Below are 18,973 nucleotides of genomic sequence, written 5' to 3'. Positions count from 1 at the left end.
AAGAGAAGTTATTTATCAAATCAACTATCATTAGGTTGTTTTATATAAGCTTATATAAGCTAATATCTCTTTAAAAATATCAATATAGGGATTTAGTTTTCTAAATATGTTAAAAATCGATTTTTTGTATTATTTATGAATAAAATATTAAAGTTAGGTATTAACATACCTTAAAAAGATTTAAATAAATGTAAAGCTAAAATGTTTATCTGGCAGATGATGACGTTTATCCCCGTCTGAGTTGTGATGAGTAGCAAGCCGGCTGATGCCATTTTTTCTTTTTTTTATTTACTATTATTGATAGAGGGAAAATTATGAAAAAGTTTCTTTTATTGTCAATTTTGATTGTTTCAATAATATTTTCTGGTTGTATTGTAAATAACTATCAAAATGATTTCAATAATTTAATGGAAATGAAAAATGATATATCCTCAATAGTTTTAGACCTAAATGAGAATGAAAATGAATACATTCTAAAAATCTATTTTGTTGGTGAAGATTCAAGTTTTATTAAAAAAGAGGGAATTTTAAAAGTAGGTATTTATGATGACAAGGACAACCAATTATATTATAAGGAAATATCTATAGATTTAGATAAATTTAAAAATCTATCTTATGGTGATGGAATTTTACTAACAATAGAAAAAAATGAAATCAAAAAGAGCTCATCAAACATTGGAAGGATATCCATAGATTTTACCTATGATAATGGAAAAACTATATGGGTTGATACACCCATATCTTTATCTCATCTATCAAATGAAAAAGAAAATATAAATCCACAAACTTCCACAGATGTTTGTTATATGACATACACATGGGAATACAAAGGAAAAATTCATTATTTAAATTTATACATCCCAAAATACCTCTATGATTATTACAAATCCAAAAAAAGAGAATATATTATGGATTACTCATATTACGTTTTAGACCCTTATGATGATTGGTATTTAAATAGAGTTATCCAAAAAATAGATGAAATTTGCAAAGAAAATAATTATGATGAGCGTGATAGGATAAATTTAGTTATTTCCTTTGTTCAACAGCTTCCTTACACTTATGACAAGGTTTCTACTGGCTATGATGAGTATCCAAGATACCCAATAGAGACTTTGGTTGATTATGGAGGAGATTGTGAAGATACATCAATATTAACAGCCGCTTTATTAAAACAGATGGGTTATGATGTTGCATTAATCAGATTCCCAAGACATATGGGGGTTGGAGTAAATTTAAAAGATGGTTATGGATATTACTTTGAATACAATGGAAAAAAATATTTCTATTTGGAAACAACAGATAACGGATGGAAAATTGGAGCGCTTCCAGATGAATTAAAAAATGAAAAAGCTGAAGTATACCCAATAACTGAAAAACCTATTTATTTATGGGACTGGAAAGGTTATTTATATAATGGCTATGCTGAGATAACAGTTAATATAAAAAATGCAGGAAATTTAGAAGGAAAAGTTAAAGTCTATTGTGCATTTGATGCTGGTAATGGATACGTTTACAATCCAACAGAATCTTCTATATTAACAATAAAACCAGGAGAAGAGAAAGTTGTAAAGCTAAAGATTAACGTTCCTTATAACAAACAGACAAGGTTAATAGTGGGGCTATTAGATGCAAACACAGATAGGTTAATAGATGTTAAATACTCTGCCGAATTCAAAACATAAAGAGGCTAAAAAATGGATGAGGTAAAAGTAATTGAATTAATTAAAAAAACTCTAAAATTTTCTAATGAAAATATAGTAAAAGGCATTGATGATGACTGTGCAGTTATAAAAATTGATGAAAATTTTTATTTAGTTGCTACAACAGATATGATGGTTAAAAAAGCCCATATTCCTTCTATTTTAACCCCTTATGAAATCGGAGGAAGGATTTTAACTGCAAATGTTTCAGATATTGCATCCATGGGAGCTAAGCCATTGGCATTTTTAGTATCAATATCCTTATCTAAAGAAGAAGCAAATGAGAAGTTTATTAAAGAGCTTTATTCTGGATTAGATGATTTTTCTAAGCTTTATAACTGCCCAGTAGTTGGTGGAGATACAAATAAAGGGGATGAGCTCGTATTATCAGGAACTGCCTTTGGAATAACTGACAACCCAATTTATAGGAAGGGAGAAGTTGGAGATGATATCTGTGTAACTAATGATTTAGGTAGAGTTTATTGTGCTTTAGCTCTATATTATATGCTTAAGGAGAACAAAATTAGCCATAGTGAGTTTGAAAAACTTTGCCAAAAATATCCAAAGATTATTGAAAAATTAAGAAAACCTATTGCAAGGGTTAAGGAAGGATTATTAATGAATAAACTCATAAATGGTTGTTGTGACATCTCAGATGGTTTAGGAAAGGAAATAACATATTTCAAAAATTTTGAGATATACAGTGATAAAATTTTTAAGCTTATTCCAGACGATGTTATTGAATTTTGTGAAGAATTCAACCTAAACCCAATAAAAGTAGTTTTAAATAGTGGAGAGGAGTTTGAGCTTTTATTTACAACATCCAAGTTTAATAAAGTGAAAGATTCACTAAAAGGCTATTCAAAGATTTATAAAATTGGTAAAATTATAGAAGAGGGGCAGTTTATTGATGGAGAGGAATTTTATGGTGGAGGATATATCCACAAATGGTAAATCCAAAAAAGAAAAAATTCTGTTTTTGATAAAGTTTTATATCGCATTTTTAGTAACATTTTTTATTTTAGGCTATTTTGAAAAATATTTAATAGGAATAGTCGCCTATCTAAGCTACGTATTTACAAAAATAATAATTCCAAATGCAAGATTGGTGAATAATTTTATATATTTACCAAACAACACTGTTGAAGTAGTTGAAGAATGCACAGGAAGTTTTTTAATTGCTGGATTTTTAGCTCTAATTATTGTTTATTCTAAAAGTAGTAAAGAGTTTTTAATTGGGCTCTTTTTTGTATTATTGGCATTTTTTGTAAATATTTTTAGGATAGTGTTGGTTTGCTATTTAGTAAATATGCATCCAGAAAATCCTTGGCTATATCATGAAATTGCAGGATATGGAGTTATATTAACGTTAGTCCCAATATTGGTAGTTAGTTATTTAAAAATTATTGAAAGATATAGACAATCATTAAAATAAATCTCACCAAAAAAGAAGTAATATAAAGCCTCTTGGCTTTATCAATACCTTATTGAATAATAAAGTTTGATGATTGTCTATAAAGGGGAGAAAATGCAATTTATAAGAGTTAATACTTTAAAGATTAATCCAGAAATATTAAAAGAGAGATTAGAGAATAAAGGCGTTGTTTTAGAAAAAACTTTCTTAGATTATGCTTTTGAAGTAAAGGAAGCCCCGTTCTCAATTGGCTCAACTCCAGAGTATTTGTTTGGCTATTATATGCCACAATCAATATCTTCAATGATTCCACCAGTTGTTTTAAATCCAGAAGAAAATAGTTTTATATTAGATATGTGTGCCGCTCCAGGGGGGAAAACAACTCATTTAGCCCAATTAATGAAAAATAAAGGAACAATAGTTGCAGTTGAAATTAGTAGAAGTAGAGTAAAGGCGTTGAAATCAAATATAAATAGGATGGGGGTTTTAAACACAATCATAATAAATGCAGATATGAGAAAATACAAAGATTACTTATTAAAAAATGAGATATTTTTTGATAAGATTTTGTTAGATGCCCCTTGCTCAGGAAACATTATTAAAGATAAAAATAGAAATGTCTCAGAAGAAGATATAAAATACTGCTCTTTAAGGCAGAAAGAGCTAATAGATATAGGTATAGATTTATTAAAAAAAGATGGGGAATTGGTTTATTCAACTTGCTCAATGGAAATTGAAGAAAATGAGGAAGTAATAAAATATATACTACAAAAAAGAGACGATGTTGAGTTGATAAATATAAAAGCAGATGAATTTAAAGGAATTAATATAAGAGAAGGATATATAGAAGGGACTTTAAGAATTTTTCCACCAAATGAACCATTTTTTATTGCAAAATTAAAGAAAATAAAATAATGGGGATTAGTATGGATTTTATTGTCATTGATGGAAGTTATTTAGAAGGAGGGGGGCAAATTATAAGAACTGCTGTTTCTTTATCAGCTTTAACTCAAAAACCAGTAAAAATTATTAACATAAGGAAAAAGAGAAAAAATAAAGGTTTAGCTCCTCAGCATGTATCTGCAGTTAAAGCTGTTAAGAAACTTTGCAATGCTGAAGTTTTTGGATTGAACATTGGCTCAGAAGAATTAACTTTTATACCTTCAAAATTGGCTCCAAAAGATTTTACAATCGATATTGGAACTGCTGGAAGTATATCCTTAGTTATACAAACCCTCCTTCCTTTATCATTAGGAATCAACAAAAAATTCACTATAAAAATAAAGGGAGGGACTGATGTTAAACATGCCCCCCCAATTGATTATGTAAAAAATGTAACCTTAAAAATCCTTAGAGATTTTGGAGTATTAACAGAGCTAAAAGTTTTGAAAAGAGGGTTTTATCCAGAAGGGGGAGGAGAAGTTATATTTGAAGTAAAGCCTTCAAAAGTTAAAAAATTTGATTTAATAGAGCATTCTAAAAGTGATTTGGTTGAAGGAATTAGCTATGTGCAAAATTTAGATGAGAATATAGCAAGAAGAATGAGAAAAAAGGCGGTGGATTTATTAAACAAAGAAAAACTTCTGCCCAATATAAAAATAGAATGTTCAAAAGGTATTTCTACTGGAGCAGGGATAGTTTTATGGAACGATACTTTAGGAGGAAGTTGTTTAGGAGAGAAAGGATTAAGGGCGGAGATTGTTGCTGAAAGGGCTGTTAATGAGTTATTAAAAGAGAGAGAAAGTGGAATGGCTTTAGATAAATATATGGGAGACCATATAATTCCATTCTTAGCTTTTGGTAAAGGAATAGTGGGAGTTTCAGAGATAACTAATCACACAAAAACAAATATGTGGGTGGTTAAACACTTTTTGGATGTAGATTTTGAGATTAAAGAGTATAAAGAAAATAATTGCAATGGATTTACTATTGAGGTGGTTTAAATGTTTAATTATTTTGAAACTACTGCTGATTTAGGTGTTGAAGCAAAAGGAAAAAGTTTAGAAGAGGCGTTTAAAGAGGGGGCTAAGGGACTTTACAATATTATGGTTGATATTGACAAAGTTGATAAAAAGGAAAAAATAGAGTTTGAAATAGAAGGGGAAGATTTGGAAGAGCTCTTATACAATTTTCTAAATGAGTTACTTTTTTATACTGATGTTGAAAATCTGGTTTTTAGCGACTTTGATGTAAAAATTGAAAAAGATAATAACGGCTATAAGTTAAAATGCATTGCTTATGGAGAAAAGATAAACAAAGAGAAGCATAATATAAAAGAGGAGGTTAAAGCAGTAACCTATCACATGATGGAAGTTAAACAAGAAGAAGATGGATGGAAGATTAGATACATAGTTGATTTATAGCCATAGGGAGCTATACTCTCTATATTAATAAAGGTTTCATCATATAGTTATAAATAACTTCCTAAAACATTTCCTTTCATATCTATAATTATACAGCTGAATTTAATACCTTCCCATCTTTCACTTAACCTTTCAACAACTCTTTTAGCTATAAGGTTGAAAACATCATTTAAAATTCCTTTTTCCTCTAAAATTTTAATAACTTCCTCTGTTGTGCTAGAAAACAATATTTTTTTTATCGCCTCTTTGTCATCAATAAATAGGGAAGAATAAGCAGCTAATATCTCATTTCTACAATCAGCTACCTTTGAATGAGTATTATATATTCCCCCAGCCAACTTAATTATTTTTCCAGCATGTCCAAAGATTAAAATCTCTTCAACTCCTTTTTCTTTAGCTTTATCAAGCATAAATCCCCAAAAGTTTGAAACCTCAATTATCTCATCATCATTGGCATTTAAAAGTTGTTTAGCATACTTAGTTCCAATATTTCCAGGAACAAAAATTAACCTCTTATAATCATTTGCTAATGCAACATCTATTTGTGGAGCTAAAGAGTTCATATATGCTTCATTTGACATTGGTCTAACAATTCCAGTAGTTCCTAATATAGATAAACCTCCGATGATTCCAAGTTTTGGATTTAGTGTTTTTTTAGCCAGTTCTTTACCTTTTGGTATTGAAATAGTAACTTCAGCAACTTCATCATCATTTAAAAGCTTTAAAAGGTTGTTTCTAATCATCTCTTTAGGTTTTGGATTTATAGCTGGCTCTCCTTTCTTTACCTGCAAACCATCCTTTGTAACTATTCCAACTCCTTCTCCACCTTTAATAACAACATCTTTTTTTCCTTTTTTTAATTCTACTTCAGTAATGATTTCAATTCCGTTTGTTATATCTATATCCTCTCCAGCATCTTTAATAACCACTGCCTTAGCTTTATTTCCACATTTTTCAATTTTTTCTATTGGAATAATTAATTTATCGCCATTTAAATTCTCAATCTCAACATAACTAAGTTTTTTTCCAAATTTTAAATAATAAAGGGCTGAATAAGCCCCAGCAACAGCACATGAGCCAGTAGTGTAGCCAAATTTTGATTTCTTTCTGAAATCATAAATCATAATCTCCCATTATCTTTTTCTTCTTCTCCTAAACTTTAATTTTTTAGTTATTAATGGGATTCTCTCTACTTCTAAAGCATCAGTTGTAGGGTAGAGTTCTGAGATATAAGCTGAGAATGTTATAGGAAATCTCTGCCTTTTCATCTCCTCAATAATATCCTCCAATATAAATGGATTTAAGTATATATTTTTATCAATAATTTCAAACTCAATCTCATTCTCTTCCAAAATCTCAGCCATTTCCTTTAAATCATCCTCATTATCAAAAATCATAATGCCCCTCAATAGCAAGCCATCTTCAGTTATAACCTCATAAGGCTTAGCTACATTCTTAGCTCTATTTATTAACCTATTTCTCATCTGTATAGCATCTTTTAAAACTGATGGGCAGTAGTTAATAAATAAATCTCCTTTAAATTCTTTTATAACTTTTAAAGCTGTTTCTTCACTACCAGCAATTGCATTGCTCACATCATCCTTTGGCGTAAAGCCTCTTTTTTCCAACTCATAATAATTTTCCTCAGAAAACTCAAGCTCATTTATGTTCATAAATTTGGCAATTCCATCAATTGCCTCAGCCAATTTTAAAATTTCATCTTCCATATTTGGGATTGCTGGAATTTCAACCCCAACATCTTCAATGTATTTGTTGCATAAGCTCAATTTTTCACATAAAAGCTTTATATATTCCTCATCATAGCCATAGTTAAAAATCTTTGTTGGATGCAACCTTATCTCATCTAAACCCGCTTCTTTTAAAAGTTTTAAATTCTCTTCATTTATTGTTTCTGGTGTTGTATATAAGTGGGCATGAAATTCATCAAATTCATTCTTTAATGCCTTTAAGAATTTTACAGTTCTATTTATTTTTAATAAAGGATTGCCACCAGTTATTCCAACCCCTTTGCTACTACATAGCTTTGCCTCTTCAATTGCCTCTTCAACAGTAGTAATTAACCTCTCATTTGCATATATTACATCTTTATTCTTTCTTTTTTCAGATAAAGGGCAGTAGTAGCAATTGTTGTTGCAAATTCCTGTAATGAATAAAACCAATTTTTCCCCTTTAACACACTGCTTACATCCCTCTGGAAGTTTATCAAAATTTTCTTCCAAATATTTTTCAATCTCTTCAACGTTCATGTTTTCACCATAAATATTGAGGTAAGTATATATACTTAAAGCTACTTAATATATATATGGCGGATGATGAACGGAGTAGCTGCTGAGCTATGATGAGTGATGGGCGAACTGACGCCACTTTTTATTTTTATTTTAAACATATTAATCAATATATTTAAACCTATTTTAATTTTTATAATAAAGATTTTTATATTTTTTTGCTTATTTTAATTTCTATGAATCTTAAAAATCACTTAAGGTGGAATAATGGATGTTGGAGATATTATAAGAGTAGAAACAGATAAAGGGATTTTTGAAGGTATTTTACTACCCTCAACTGACGAAAATGTCATTACAATAAAAATGAAAAATGGATATAATGTTGGAATATTAAAAGAAAATGTAAAAAATATAGAGATTATTGCTAAAGGAGAGAAGCCAAAGTATGAATTGCCCCCATTAAACATTGAAAAGAATGAAAAATTAAAAACAATCTCTATTTTATCCACTGGAGGAACTGTTGCTTCAAAGGTTGATTATAAAACTGGAGCGGTTCATCCTTCTTTTACAGCTGATGATTTAATTAGAGCTGTTCCAGAGCTTTTAGACATCGCAAATATAAAAGGAAGGGCAGTTATGAACATATTAAGCGAAAATATGAAACCAGAGTATTGGAAAAAGATTGCTGAAGAGATAAAAAAAGAGATAGAGGAAGGAGCAGATGGGATTGTTATAGCTCATGGAACAGATACTATGAGCTATACAGCTTCAGCTCTCTCATTTATGGTTAAAGCTGATGTCCCAATAATTTTAGTTGGAGCTCAGAGAAGTAGTGACAGGCCTTCATCAGATGCCGCCCTCAATTTAATAAGTGCTGTTTTAGCTGCAAGAGAGCCAATTAAAGGAGTTTATGTAGTAATGCATGGGGAGAGTGGAGATACATTCTGCTATCTACATAATGGAGTTAAGGTTAGAAAGTGCCATTCATCAAGAAGAGATGCATTTAAATCAATAAATACAGTACCAGTAGCTAAGATAAATCCATTTACAAAGGAAATTATCTATTTGCAGGAAGTTGAAAAATCAGATAATAGCAAAAAAGTAGAGATAAACACTAATTTAGAAGAAAAAGTGGCTTTAATAAAAATTTATCCTGGAATGGATGGAGAAATTATTAGATTCTATGTTGATAAAGGATATAAAGGAATTGTTTTAGAAGGGACTGGTTTAGGTCATGCTCCAGAGTATATATTTGAAGATATAAAGTATGCAATTGATAATGGCGTTGTTGTTGTAATGACAACTCAGACAATCAATGGAAGAGTAAATATGAACGTTTATTCAAATGGAAGAGAATTACAAAAATTAGGAGTTATTGGTTGTGAAGATATGCCTCCAGAAGTTGCATTAGTTAAATTAATGTATCTCTTAGGAAATCATGATCCAGAGGAAGTTAAAAAATTAATTAATAAGAATTTAGTTGGGGAAATTGAATATAGAAGTAGGTTTGATGCTTATTAGGTTTAATGGTGATAAAATGGAAATTACTATAAAAATTGAGATTCCTGACGAGGATTTAAAATATATTGATATAGAGGAAATTACTAAAAAAATAAAGAAAGAAATTGAAAGAAAAATAAGTGTTATGAAGTTATATGGAAGATTTAAAAAAGAGGATGTTGAAAAAGCTATGGAAGAGGTTGAAGAAGAATGGGGACTATAAAAGCATTTGTTAATTCCAATGTAATAATTAATCATTTTAGTGGAAACGTTAATATTTTAGAGTTATTGGAAAAATATGAGCTTTATATAAATCCAATAGTATTTAGTGAGGTTTTAATGGTTTATTTAAAATTAATAACAAACGAAAAATCCTATACATTAAAACATAAGCCAGAATTAATTTTAAATAAAAAAGAAGAATTGAAATTATTGGATGATTTGTTCTCTTTATTAAAAACATTACCTATAAACGAAGATATTCAAGAAATTGCTTACAATTTAATTATATGTTATGGTTTATTGCCAAACGATGCTTTAATACTTGCAACATGCAAGTATCACAAAATTAAAAATTTAATAACTTTAGATACCGATTTTAAAAAAATTGCAGATAAAGAAAGTATAAAAATTATAAATCCAAAATAATTTGGTGATAAAATGGAAATTGACTATGAAAAAATAGGATTAAAGGTTGGTTTAGAGATTCATCAACAGTTGAATACAAAGAGAAAGTTATTCTGTCACTGTCCTACAATTTTAAGGGATGATGAGCCAGATGGAGAAATCGTTAGAGTTTTAAGACCTTCATTAAGTGAAATGGGAGAAGTTGATAGAGCTGCTTTAATAGAGGCAAGGAAAAGGAAAAAATTCATTTATCAATACTACAACGACACAACATGTTTGGTTGAGTTAGATGAAGAACCTCCACATCCACCAAGTGAAGAGGCTTTAAAGATAGCGTTAGAGGTTGCATTATTGATGAATATGAATATAGTTGATGTTGCATACACAATGAGGAAGATAGTTATTGATGGTTCAAACACTTCTGGATTCCAGAGGACTATATTTTTAGCAAGAGATGGATATATAGAAACATCTGAAGGAAAAGTGGGGATAACAAGCTTATGTTTAGAAGAAGATGCGGCAAGAAAGATAGAAGATAGAGGAGACGCTATAGTTTATAACTTAGACAGGTTAGGAATTCCATTGGTTGAGATTTCAACAGCTCCAGATATAAAAACTCCAAAGATGGCTAAAGAGGCAGCAAGAAGAATTGGAGAGATATTAAGAGCTACAGGAAAGGTTAAAAGAGGTTTAGGAACAATAAGGCAAGATATTAATATATCAATTAAAGATGGAGCAAGAATAGAGGTTAAAGGAGTTCAAGATTTGGATTTAATTGAAAAGGTTGTAGAGAATGAAGTCATAAGGCAGTTGAATCTCTTAAAGATTAGAGATGAACTAAGAGAAAGAAATGCAAAAGTTGTTGAAAAAATATTTGATGTTACAGAAATATTTAAAGATTGTAAATCAAAAATTATACAAAACGCTTTAAAGAAAAAGAATGGAAAGGTTAAGGCAGTTTTATTAAAAGGATTTGCGGGTTTAGTTGGAAAAGAGATCCAACCAGGAAGAAGATTAGGAACTGAATTCTCTGATAGAGCCAAAGTTATAGCTGGAGTTGGTGGATTGTTTCACACTGATGAATTGCCAAAATATGGTATTACAGAGGAAGAAGTTAAAAAACTTAGAGAGTTCGTTAATGCAGATGAGTTAGATGCTGTAATTATCGTTGCAGACGAAGAGAGTAAAGTAGATAAGGCATTAGAGGCAGTAATAGAAAGGGCTAAAGAGGCATTGATTGGAGTTCCTGAAGAAACAAGAAGGGCTTTAGAGGATGGAAATACTGCCTATTTAAGACCTCTCCCTGGAGCTGCAAGGATGTATCCAGAAACTGATATACCACCAATAATTATAAAGAAGGAATTTATTGAAGAGATTAAAGCCAATTTGCCAGAACTTCCAGAAGAGAAGTTTGAGAGGTTTAAGAAAGAGTATAAGCTAAATGATGAATTGGCAAGAAAGATGGTTTTAAGCTATTATGTTGATTTATTTGAAGAGCTATGTAAAAAATTTAAGAATGTTAAGCCGGTTTTAATTGCTACAACATTGGAGAATACATTGAAAGAGATTAAAAGAGAAGGGTATGATATAGACAAATTAGAAGATAGACACTTAGAAGATACCTTTAGAGCTTTATCTGAAGGAAAAATAGCTAAAGAGGGGATTGTTGAAGTATTAAAAGGTTTCTGCGAGTATCCAGATAAAAGTATAGATGAGATTTTGGAAATTAAAGGATTGAAAGGGTTATCTAAGGAAGAAGTTGAGAAGATAGTTGGGGGAATTATAAAAGAGCACTTAAATGTAGTTAAAGAAAAAGGAGAAAAAGCTTATGGATTTTTAATGGGTAGATGTATGGCAAAATTAAGAGGAAAAGCAGATGGGAAATTAGTTAATGATATATTGAGAGAAAAGTTAAAGGAGTTTATTTAATACTTTAAATTTCATTTTAAAAATAGTAAAATTAAGATTTTAGGTTAAAATTTATATTTCTTTTTTAATTTCAATATTTTCTACTTTACTATCTTCGTCTATGATAATTTTTGCTCCATTTTTGTTTTTCTCATCTATGATTATATTTTCAACATTTGAGTTAGCTATTTCTATTCTTGATCCCCAATTCATTCTTTTCACATGTAAAGTTGTAATATTTGCATTATTTATGTAAATAACTGCATTATTGCCCATGTCTCCATCAATTGTTACTGTCTCAATTTCTGAAGCTCCTATACTCAATGTTGAATCTGATTGCATACCTTTTATATAAATCTCTGAAATTTTGCATCCGTCCCAAATATTTAGTTTTGAATACCCTTTTAAACTATCGGATATCTCTAACTTATTGATATCTGAAGAAGTTATATACATATATGCGTTTCCTTCGACTCTATTTATATAAAGATTATCAATTTTATTTTTGATAATATCCAGAATGGCGTTTCCTTTTATTGAACTGATACTCATATCACCAATTATATCTTCTTGACACATAAAGTACCCATAACCTTCGATATTCTGTGTAACTTTTATAGTACTTACTTTAGAACCCTTTAATTCTAACCAATCATACCCTTTGATAGCCTTAATTTCTAATGTTCCTATTTCGGGGATTTTAATATGTACTTCAGCATTTCCTTCTGGTGTTAAAGTTAAAGCATTTATTGAATAAAGATTACCAAGATATAATTTTGAATTCCCATTAACTTTTATTTTTCCGCTAATTGTTCCATTTACATTATATTTACCGACTATTCCACCACCATTTATTTTCTCATCAATATTTCCAGAAATATATCTTCCGCCAGAGATGACATCTTTCGTAATTTCTCCAAATGCATATCCGCCTATGTATATTTTTAAGTTACTGGCAATTCCACTGTTTATTTCTTTATTTGCATTTCCATGTCCATGCCCTTTAGTTATATTAATTTCCACACTTTTCTCATTGTTATTTTCATTTGACTCATTTACTGAGTTATATTCATCCACTACGATTTTAATTGTATGCTCATATATTCCTCCACCACAGCCCTGATGCTGATGTCGTTGCTGAGAGTTTGCCCCTTGATTTTGGTATTGATACTGATTTTTACAACCTTTTGATGTTGATATTATATAATCAAATGCAATGTCTGCAGTTTCATTTACATTTAAAGAATCTATAGTTTTGCTATATATTAATTCATCATTGTCATATACTACCACTACAAACTGTCCTGCTGGTGCATTACCTTCATTTTTTATAACTGCATATATTTTCACTTTAGTGTTGTTTTTACATTTTCCATTTTGATGTCTAAACTGATTTTTTAATCCCTTTTCATTTCCATTATTTTGAATTTGTTTCCTATAGCAGTAGGCAATTGTTTTATTAGTGTCGTTACTATCTACGACATTTAAACTTATAGGAACCAAATCCGGTAGTTTCTCTTCAGATTCATTTGTTTGAGAGTCACTATTTTCTGTAGAATTATCTTGTTCGCTGATATTTTCTGATGTTGTTATTCCAGTTTCTGGTTCAAATTTTGCCTCTGTTACAAAAACTCCAAGAACTTCTTTTTTAATCTCAGAAGATTCATTTCCAAGAAATTTTGGACTTTTTTCAACTAATTTCAAAGTAACAAATGTTCCAGCAACCATTACTCCTAAAATTAACAAAATAAACTCTAAAGAGAGTTGTCCTTTTCTTTTAGTGAGTATCATATAAACCACCTAATTATCAACCTACATTACTACATTTTTATTTTTTAACTTTTATATGCTTTTTTTCCTCATTCGATTTTTTTGGTGTAATAAGCTACATACTTCCCATTAATCCAGCTATTTTTTATAGTTATAGTTATTGAGTTTTTTCCTAAATAGTTGTCAAAGTTTGGATATCCTACAAGATTATCAATTTTACTGTCTTCAATTGTGAGGAATATCTCTCCAGAAGTTCTTTCTAAGTTATTAATATCAAACGTAACTATAGTCGCATTATATATGTAAATCTCAGCATTTGTTTTTGTTCCCCCTCCATAAATCTCAAATATCACTCCATTAACACTTCCAATATATTCAACATCCCTAATTGTAATTATCTGAGGTAAAGGAATCCCATCTATAACAAATTTCACATACACTCCTTCGGGAATTTTTTTAACATTATATACATACAAAGTATGTTTTCCCTGAGCCAAAAATTCTATATTGGGGTAATCTACTATACCATCTACAAAATAAACTACATACTTTTCATCAGGACTGCCTTTAGGCTTGATTACCAAAGTATTTCTTCCTTGAGTTATAATATTCAAATTGTCTGTATATCGAATATCGTCATAAGAATTATAATTCAAATTGGAAGGTGGATTATCTCCAACAAATAAAATTCTTGAAAATTCTGAAGTGCTGGTAGATTCGTTATTCAATACTGGACTTTCGTTATTTGATGTAGTTAAGCTTTCTCCTGATATTGAAGTATTGTCTATCCCATTTATAACTTCAAACCCTTTATATGTTACTTTTTTAGTTTTGTATGTTGAATTTCCGAGTGATTTTGTAATATCTGCAGTATTGGCTACATGATATGATACAAGAGCTCCAACCAATATAATTCCAAAAATTAAAATTATAAATTCAAGAGACATTTGAGCTTTTTTCATACTTTCACCTAAATTAATTTATATATACAAATTTAAAGATTTAATGTTTAATTAATGGATATTTTTATATATTAATTTTACTAATGGCTAATATATAAATTAAACCCATGATGAAGGAGATTTGATATGATTAAACGAAAGAAAAGAGGACAAATTTCTATTGATTTTATAATTGCAGTATTATTTCTCACACTAGTTTCAATACTCATTTACTATAACATCTTTTCATTTACAGATGGTACTACAGACGCTTTAATTGTAGATAAAATGTATAGCATAGCAGATACATTTGAAAACTATGCAATTCTTGCTTATACAAAAAATAAAACTATAACTTTTAAATTAAAGCCTATGGGAACTATTGGATACAATATAACCATCTTAAATAAGACTATTAGCGTATATGGTGACACAAGCATAATGTTCATCCCAAAAGAAAACGGTGTCATCATCACTGGATTTTTAAACTCTCCAAAAAATGTAGGCAACAATATAGTTATAACTGCAAATGTTTATGGAAACATAATCAATATTTCCAAAAAATTAGAAATAAATGTCAGTTTTATTTAAATAAGGAAAATATGCATTATTTTGTCGTTATTGTGTTTATTATGTTCATAAATTTTTGATTATTTAGTATTGCATCTATAACAATTTCAAACTTTATAAGAACTTATGGTGAAAATTATGAATTTAAGGGTTTTAACACCAATAATTGTTTTAATTAGTTTATTAGGAATTTTATCGTTATCAAATGGATACATTATAAAAATTCACGATTCTACTATGAACATAACAAATAGTTCTGGTTATACAAATAACTACAATCCTTATATTATTGCATATAAAGTGAATGACACTTTAACATTTGAAGCTTTAGCCCCAAATTCTGTAGCTCAAGATATATTAGATAGTGGAGTTGTTAAATGGGATTTTGGTGATTTAACTGAAACTGATTATGGCTCCAATAAGGTAGTTACACATAAATACAGCTTTCCGTTTCCATATCCAGTTGCATGGTGTGGTTATCTAAATAACACTGGGTATTCAAAGGCATTGACATACAATTGGCTTGTTGTTGGAGATGTAGCAAATACTAAATATATACTCAATGGTAGTCCATTAAATTCAAAAACAAGTTGGGATGTTTTATATGACAGTGTAAATAATATAGTTATAATAAAATACTACTCAGAAAACACAGTAAATACTGAATTTAATGGTTTAAGTGTAGACACAACTACAGTAAGTATAAACGCTAGTAAAAACGAAATTGTAATGGGTGATGTTGTTAAATTTAGTTATTCTGTAAATAGAAATATCATATTAAATGTTTGGTGTTTTGGAGATGGGACTTTTTCTTTTGAAAAATCTCCAGAGCACATATATACAAAGCCTGGATTTTACTATCCAAGAGTATTGGTTATTGATGATTTTGGAAGAGTGATGGTTGGTTATTTAGATGAAGGAATTAAAGTAAATAAACCTCACGGTGGATATCTATACGTAGTGTATAATCATTTAGATGTCGAAAACAGTTCAGGATATGTGAATAATGAAAACCCAGATATTTTGGCATATAAAGTAAATGATACAATAACATTTACAGAAACTTCTGGAATTCCCGTAGGTGAAATTAGATTTGATTTTGGAGATACTTCATTCGTTTCTACATATTCAGATTCGGTAACTCACATATATAAATTCCCATTCATGTTTCCAGTAGTTTGGTCAGGATGGGTCAATATTGGTGGAAAAATATATTACGTTCTAAATTACAATTTTTTGATAGTAGACGATATAGGAAATACAAGATACAACTTTTTGCCATCATCAACCCATGATAAAACAACATTTAATATTTATTATGACAAAGTAAATCATATTGTAAATATTTCATACTATTCGGATAATCCAAACCCTACTTATAATCTAAAAATTAGAGACGGTACACATGAAGAAATTCCTGTCCATGTAAGCAATTTAGACCCTAATGTAGGGGAGATAGTATCGTTTTCTTATGATTATAATGGAACCCCAATATTCGTAATGTGGAGTTTTGGGGATGGTAGTTATTCATTTGAAAATAATCCAAAACATGCATATTCAAAAGAAGGGTACTATAACGCTTATGTATTTATAATAGACAAAGATGGAAATGCAATTATTGGAGTTTCACCAATTATTGGTGTTGGACCTTCATATTCAGGCAGTCCGGGATTTTATGTATATCCTACAATTGTCGGAACTTATGAACCTGTTAGTATATCCGTTGAAGTTCCAGATAGTTTAAAGAATATTTACTATTTAAAAGATGATATATATTACTATAATAAATTTTACAAGAAAGGCACTTGGTATTATTATTGTTATAGATATGACATTAACTATGGTGACGGCAACTTTGTTTCAAAATACCCCACAAAATCCTTCAATTTAATACATAGTTATCCTAATGAAGGAAGATATAGGATTAGTTTAACAGTTTATAAAGAATTAAGAACATATGATGAAAAAATAGAAGATGATTTTATAGCATATCGTTCAACTATAATAACAGTTGTAGACAACCAAAACCCAGTAGCAAAACTTTATGTTTATCCAAATCCGGCAAGCTATAAAGATACAATATTCTTTAACCCAGCAAATAGTTACGACCCAGACGCAAATAGAAATATTCCTGATTACGTTTATGGGGGATACTATACTATCCCTCCTGATTCATCAATGGCAGAAATATACGGATTTAATTTAACTGTATACAATTCCTCTGGAGACATAGTTTGGAATTATTCATCAAATGAGTTAAAAATAATATCTCATAAGTTTAATGTTGGAAATTACACTGCAATATTAACTGTTTGGGATGGATTTGGTGGAAAGAGCTCCACTGAAGTTAAATTTGAAGTTATAAATAATCCTCCTATTGCACAGTTCACTTATAGTCCAAAATATCCAGAAGTTAATGAAACTGTAACCTTTGACGCATTATTATCTTATGATACAGAAGGAGCTATTAAATTATATAAGTGGGATTTTGGGGATGGATACAAAATAAATACAACAACTCCAACGATTTCACATGAATATAATAGAAGTGGAACGTACTTAGTAAAACTTACAGTTTACGATGAATTAAATTCATCTAACACGATATCAAAGACAATAACTGTATATTATGTTAAGGCAGATTTTGAAAGCCCTTCAACAGCTAAGGTTAACACAATTATAAACTTTGCAGATAAATCAGTATCTAACCCTGGAAGTATTGTAAAATGGTTCTGGGATTTTGGAGATGGAACTACATCCAACGAAAAAAATCCTTCACATAAATATTCAAGAGAGGGAGTTTATACTGTAACGTTAACTGTTTGGAATGATGTAGGAGTGAGTGATAAGATATCAAAAACAATACTAATTAGAGGAGAAACAAACTATCCTCCAATTGCAAAATTCAATTTCACAATAAACGGCTTAAATGTAACCTTTGACGCTTCAAGCTCTTATGATATTGATGGGAATATTGTGAAATACATCTGGGATTTTGGGGATGGATACAAAATAAATACAACAACTCCAACAATTTCCTATAAATATGATAAAAGTGGAACATATACAGTTAAATTAACAGTTATAGATGATAGTGGGAATATAGATTCGACAGTAAGATTCGTTTCAGTTGGGATAGAAGAAAAAAGTATTCCAATTCCGCTCTCAATTGAAATTCTTATTTTAATTACTACATTACTAACTATAAATTACATAACGAGGAGATGGTAATGAAAAAAATATTTTCGAATAAAGGGCAATTGTCATTAGAATTTGCCCTTTTATTAGCTGGAATTGTTGCTACAGCTACAATTGTTGGATTTTATTACTTAAAAACTACAAAAAGTGCATCAGCATCTGCCAAGGAATCAAATTTAGAATCAAATTTAGCAATAAACAATAAAGCTATGAATCAAATAGACAAAGTAAAAGAGGTTACCACAAATGGATGATAGAAAAAAATATTTATTAAATTTTTTTATTTTGTTAATTTTAATATATCTTTTTTTGAAAAATTTTGAAATAGAAATTGCTAAACTACTAACTATTATTATTGGAAGTATATTAAACACCCACTATTTTGAAAATAAACTTATTTACAATGGTATGATATTTTCTATAATACCGGCATGCACATGTTCCTTTGAAATTGCCCTATTTTTATCATATATTTTTGCAACGCCAAAAACACCAATTAAATACAAATTAATATATTCAATTTTTGGAATATTAGTAATAAATATTACAAACATATTGAGAATAATCTTTATTCTAAAAAATGCACACTTAGCAAATTACACTCTTATTCATGATATAATAAGCTTTATCATCTTCCCTATTGCTTTGACTTTAAATGTTATTTGGGTAAAGATATTGTTAAAAATTGGAGTTGTGAAAAAAGAGTAAAAACAACAATATTAATAAAATTAAT

18 protein-coding genes are annotated in these 18,973 nt (G+C 29.4%); 14 read left to right on the top strand and 4 right to left on the bottom strand.

Going from position 1 to position 18,973, the window contains the following annotated elements; genetic code table 11:
- Positions 1-314 precede the first annotated feature (314 nt).
- The 6 genes from JH146_RS07875 (at position 315) to JH146_RS07850 (ending at position 5,480) form a co-directional block, all read left to right on the top strand.
- Complete coding sequence (locus JH146_RS07875; RefSeq protein WP_052352086.1) at positions 315-1,685, top strand: transglutaminase-like domain-containing protein; 1,371 nt, start codon at positions 315-317, stop codon at positions 1,683-1,685.
- Positions 1,686-1,697: 12 nt separating this feature from the next.
- The gene (thiL, locus tag JH146_RS07870; RefSeq protein ID WP_048202454.1) at positions 1,698-2,657 is read left to right on the top strand and encodes a thiamine-phosphate kinase; all 960 of its coding nucleotides are present in this window, start codon (positions 1,698-1,700) and stop codon (positions 2,655-2,657) included.
- Positions 2,629-3,138 carry an archaeosortase family protein ArtE gene (gene artE, locus JH146_RS07865; protein ID WP_048202453.1) on the top strand — a complete coding sequence of 170 codons (510 nt, stop codon included), beginning with the start codon at positions 2,629-2,631 and terminating at the stop codon, positions 3,136-3,138. The genes thiL and artE overlap by 29 nt, the downstream gene beginning before the upstream one ends.
- A 93-nt stretch (positions 3,139-3,231) precedes the next feature.
- Entirely contained in the window at positions 3,232-4,032 is an 801-nt protein-coding gene (locus JH146_RS07860; RefSeq protein ID WP_048202452.1) for an NOL1/NOP2/sun family putative RNA methylase, read from the top strand.
- Positions 4,033-4,043: 11 nt separating this feature from the next.
- Positions 4,044-5,060 (top strand): RNA 3'-terminal phosphate cyclase, encoded by a 1,017-nt coding sequence (rtcA, locus tag JH146_RS07855; protein ID WP_048202451.1) that lies wholly within the window; start codon positions 4,044-4,046, stop codon positions 5,058-5,060.
- Positions 5,061-5,480, top strand: coding sequence for an archease (locus tag JH146_RS07850; RefSeq protein ID WP_048202450.1), 420 nt, complete (start codon positions 5,061-5,063; stop codon positions 5,478-5,480). It abuts the gene before it with no gap.
- A 47-nt stretch (positions 5,481-5,527) separates the two neighbouring features.
- Here the strand turns inward: JH146_RS07850 and cbiD are convergent, their stop codons facing one another.
- Positions 5,528-6,604, bottom strand: a complete 1,077-nt coding sequence (gene cbiD / locus JH146_RS07845) for a cobalt-precorrin-5B (C(1))-methyltransferase CbiD (RefSeq protein ID WP_048202449.1) — start codon at positions 6,602-6,604, stop codon at positions 5,528-5,530.
- A gap of 9 nt (positions 6,605-6,613) precedes the next feature.
- The gene (locus JH146_RS07840; protein ID WP_048202448.1) at positions 6,614-7,747 is read right to left on the bottom strand and encodes a radical SAM protein; all 1,134 of its coding nucleotides are present in this window, start codon (positions 7,745-7,747) and stop codon (positions 6,614-6,616) included.
- A gap of 246 nt (positions 7,748-7,993) precedes the next feature.
- Here JH146_RS07840 and gatD point away from each other — a divergent pair, with 246 nt between their 5' ends.
- The 4 genes from gatD to gatE are packed head-to-tail and all read left to right on the top strand — an operon-like array spanning position 7,994 to position 11,782.
- The gene (gatD, locus tag JH146_RS07835) at positions 7,994-9,247 is read left to right on the top strand and encodes a Glu-tRNA(Gln) amidotransferase subunit GatD (RefSeq protein ID WP_048202447.1); all 1,254 of its coding nucleotides are present in this window, start codon (positions 7,994-7,996) and stop codon (positions 9,245-9,247) included.
- A 16-nt stretch (positions 9,248-9,263) separates the two neighbouring features.
- Positions 9,264-9,449, top strand: coding sequence for a hypothetical protein (locus JH146_RS07830; protein WP_048202446.1), 186 nt, complete (start codon positions 9,264-9,266; stop codon positions 9,447-9,449).
- Complete coding sequence (locus tag JH146_RS07825; RefSeq protein WP_048202445.1) at positions 9,437-9,874, top strand: type II toxin-antitoxin system VapC family toxin; 438 nt, start codon at positions 9,437-9,439, stop codon at positions 9,872-9,874. Before JH146_RS07830 ends, JH146_RS07825 begins: the two co-directional genes overlap by 13 nt.
- Positions 9,875-9,886: 12 nt before the next feature.
- Positions 9,887-11,782: a Glu-tRNA(Gln) amidotransferase subunit GatE gene (gene gatE, locus JH146_RS07820; protein WP_048202444.1), complete on the top strand. Its 1,896-nt coding sequence runs from the start codon at positions 9,887-9,889 to the stop codon at positions 11,780-11,782.
- Positions 11,783-11,833: 51 nt separating this feature from the next.
- On the opposite strand, the gene JH146_RS07815 is transcribed toward gatE, so the two are convergent.
- The gene (locus tag JH146_RS07815; protein WP_048202443.1) at positions 11,834-13,552 is read right to left on the bottom strand and encodes a CARDB domain-containing protein; all 1,719 of its coding nucleotides are present in this window, start codon (positions 13,550-13,552) and stop codon (positions 11,834-11,836) included.
- A 68-nt stretch (positions 13,553-13,620) separates the two neighbouring features.
- A complete protein-coding gene (locus tag JH146_RS07810; protein WP_048202442.1) occupies positions 13,621-14,493 on the bottom strand; it encodes a class III signal peptide-containing protein in 873 nt (290 codons plus the stop codon).
- Positions 14,494-14,619: 126 nt separating this feature from the next.
- Between JH146_RS07810 and JH146_RS07805 the strand changes: the two genes are divergently transcribed.
- The 4 genes from JH146_RS07805 to artD all read left to right on the top strand — a co-directional run bounded on the left by JH146_RS07805 (position 14,620) and on the right by artD (position 18,948).
- Positions 14,620-15,063, top strand: a complete 444-nt coding sequence (locus JH146_RS07805; protein WP_048202441.1) for a hypothetical protein — start codon at positions 14,620-14,622, stop codon at positions 15,061-15,063.
- A gap of 105 nt (positions 15,064-15,168) precedes the next feature.
- A complete protein-coding gene (locus JH146_RS07800) occupies positions 15,169-18,273 on the top strand; it encodes a PKD domain-containing protein (protein WP_052352085.1) in 3,105 nt (1,034 codons plus the stop codon).
- Positions 18,273-18,494, top strand: coding sequence for a class III signal peptide domain-containing protein, archaeosortase D/PIP-CTERM system-associated (locus tag JH146_RS07795; protein ID WP_236953660.1), 222 nt, complete (start codon positions 18,273-18,275; stop codon positions 18,492-18,494). The genes JH146_RS07800 and JH146_RS07795 overlap by 1 nt, the downstream gene beginning before the upstream one ends.
- A complete protein-coding gene (gene artD / locus JH146_RS07790) occupies positions 18,487-18,948 on the top strand; it encodes an archaeosortase D (RefSeq protein ID WP_048202438.1) in 462 nt (153 codons plus the stop codon). Before JH146_RS07795 ends, artD begins: the two co-directional genes overlap by 8 nt.
- Positions 18,949-18,973: the final 25 nt, after the last annotated feature.

It is taken from the genome of Methanocaldococcus bathoardescens (assembly GCF_000739065.1).
Classification (GTDB): domain Archaea; phylum AGJL01; class Methanococci; order Methanococcales; family Methanocaldococcaceae; genus Methanocaldococcus; species Methanocaldococcus bathoardescens.
Note: the sequence above shows the minus strand (reverse complement) of the source record. Positions and strands in the feature narration are given on the sequence as shown.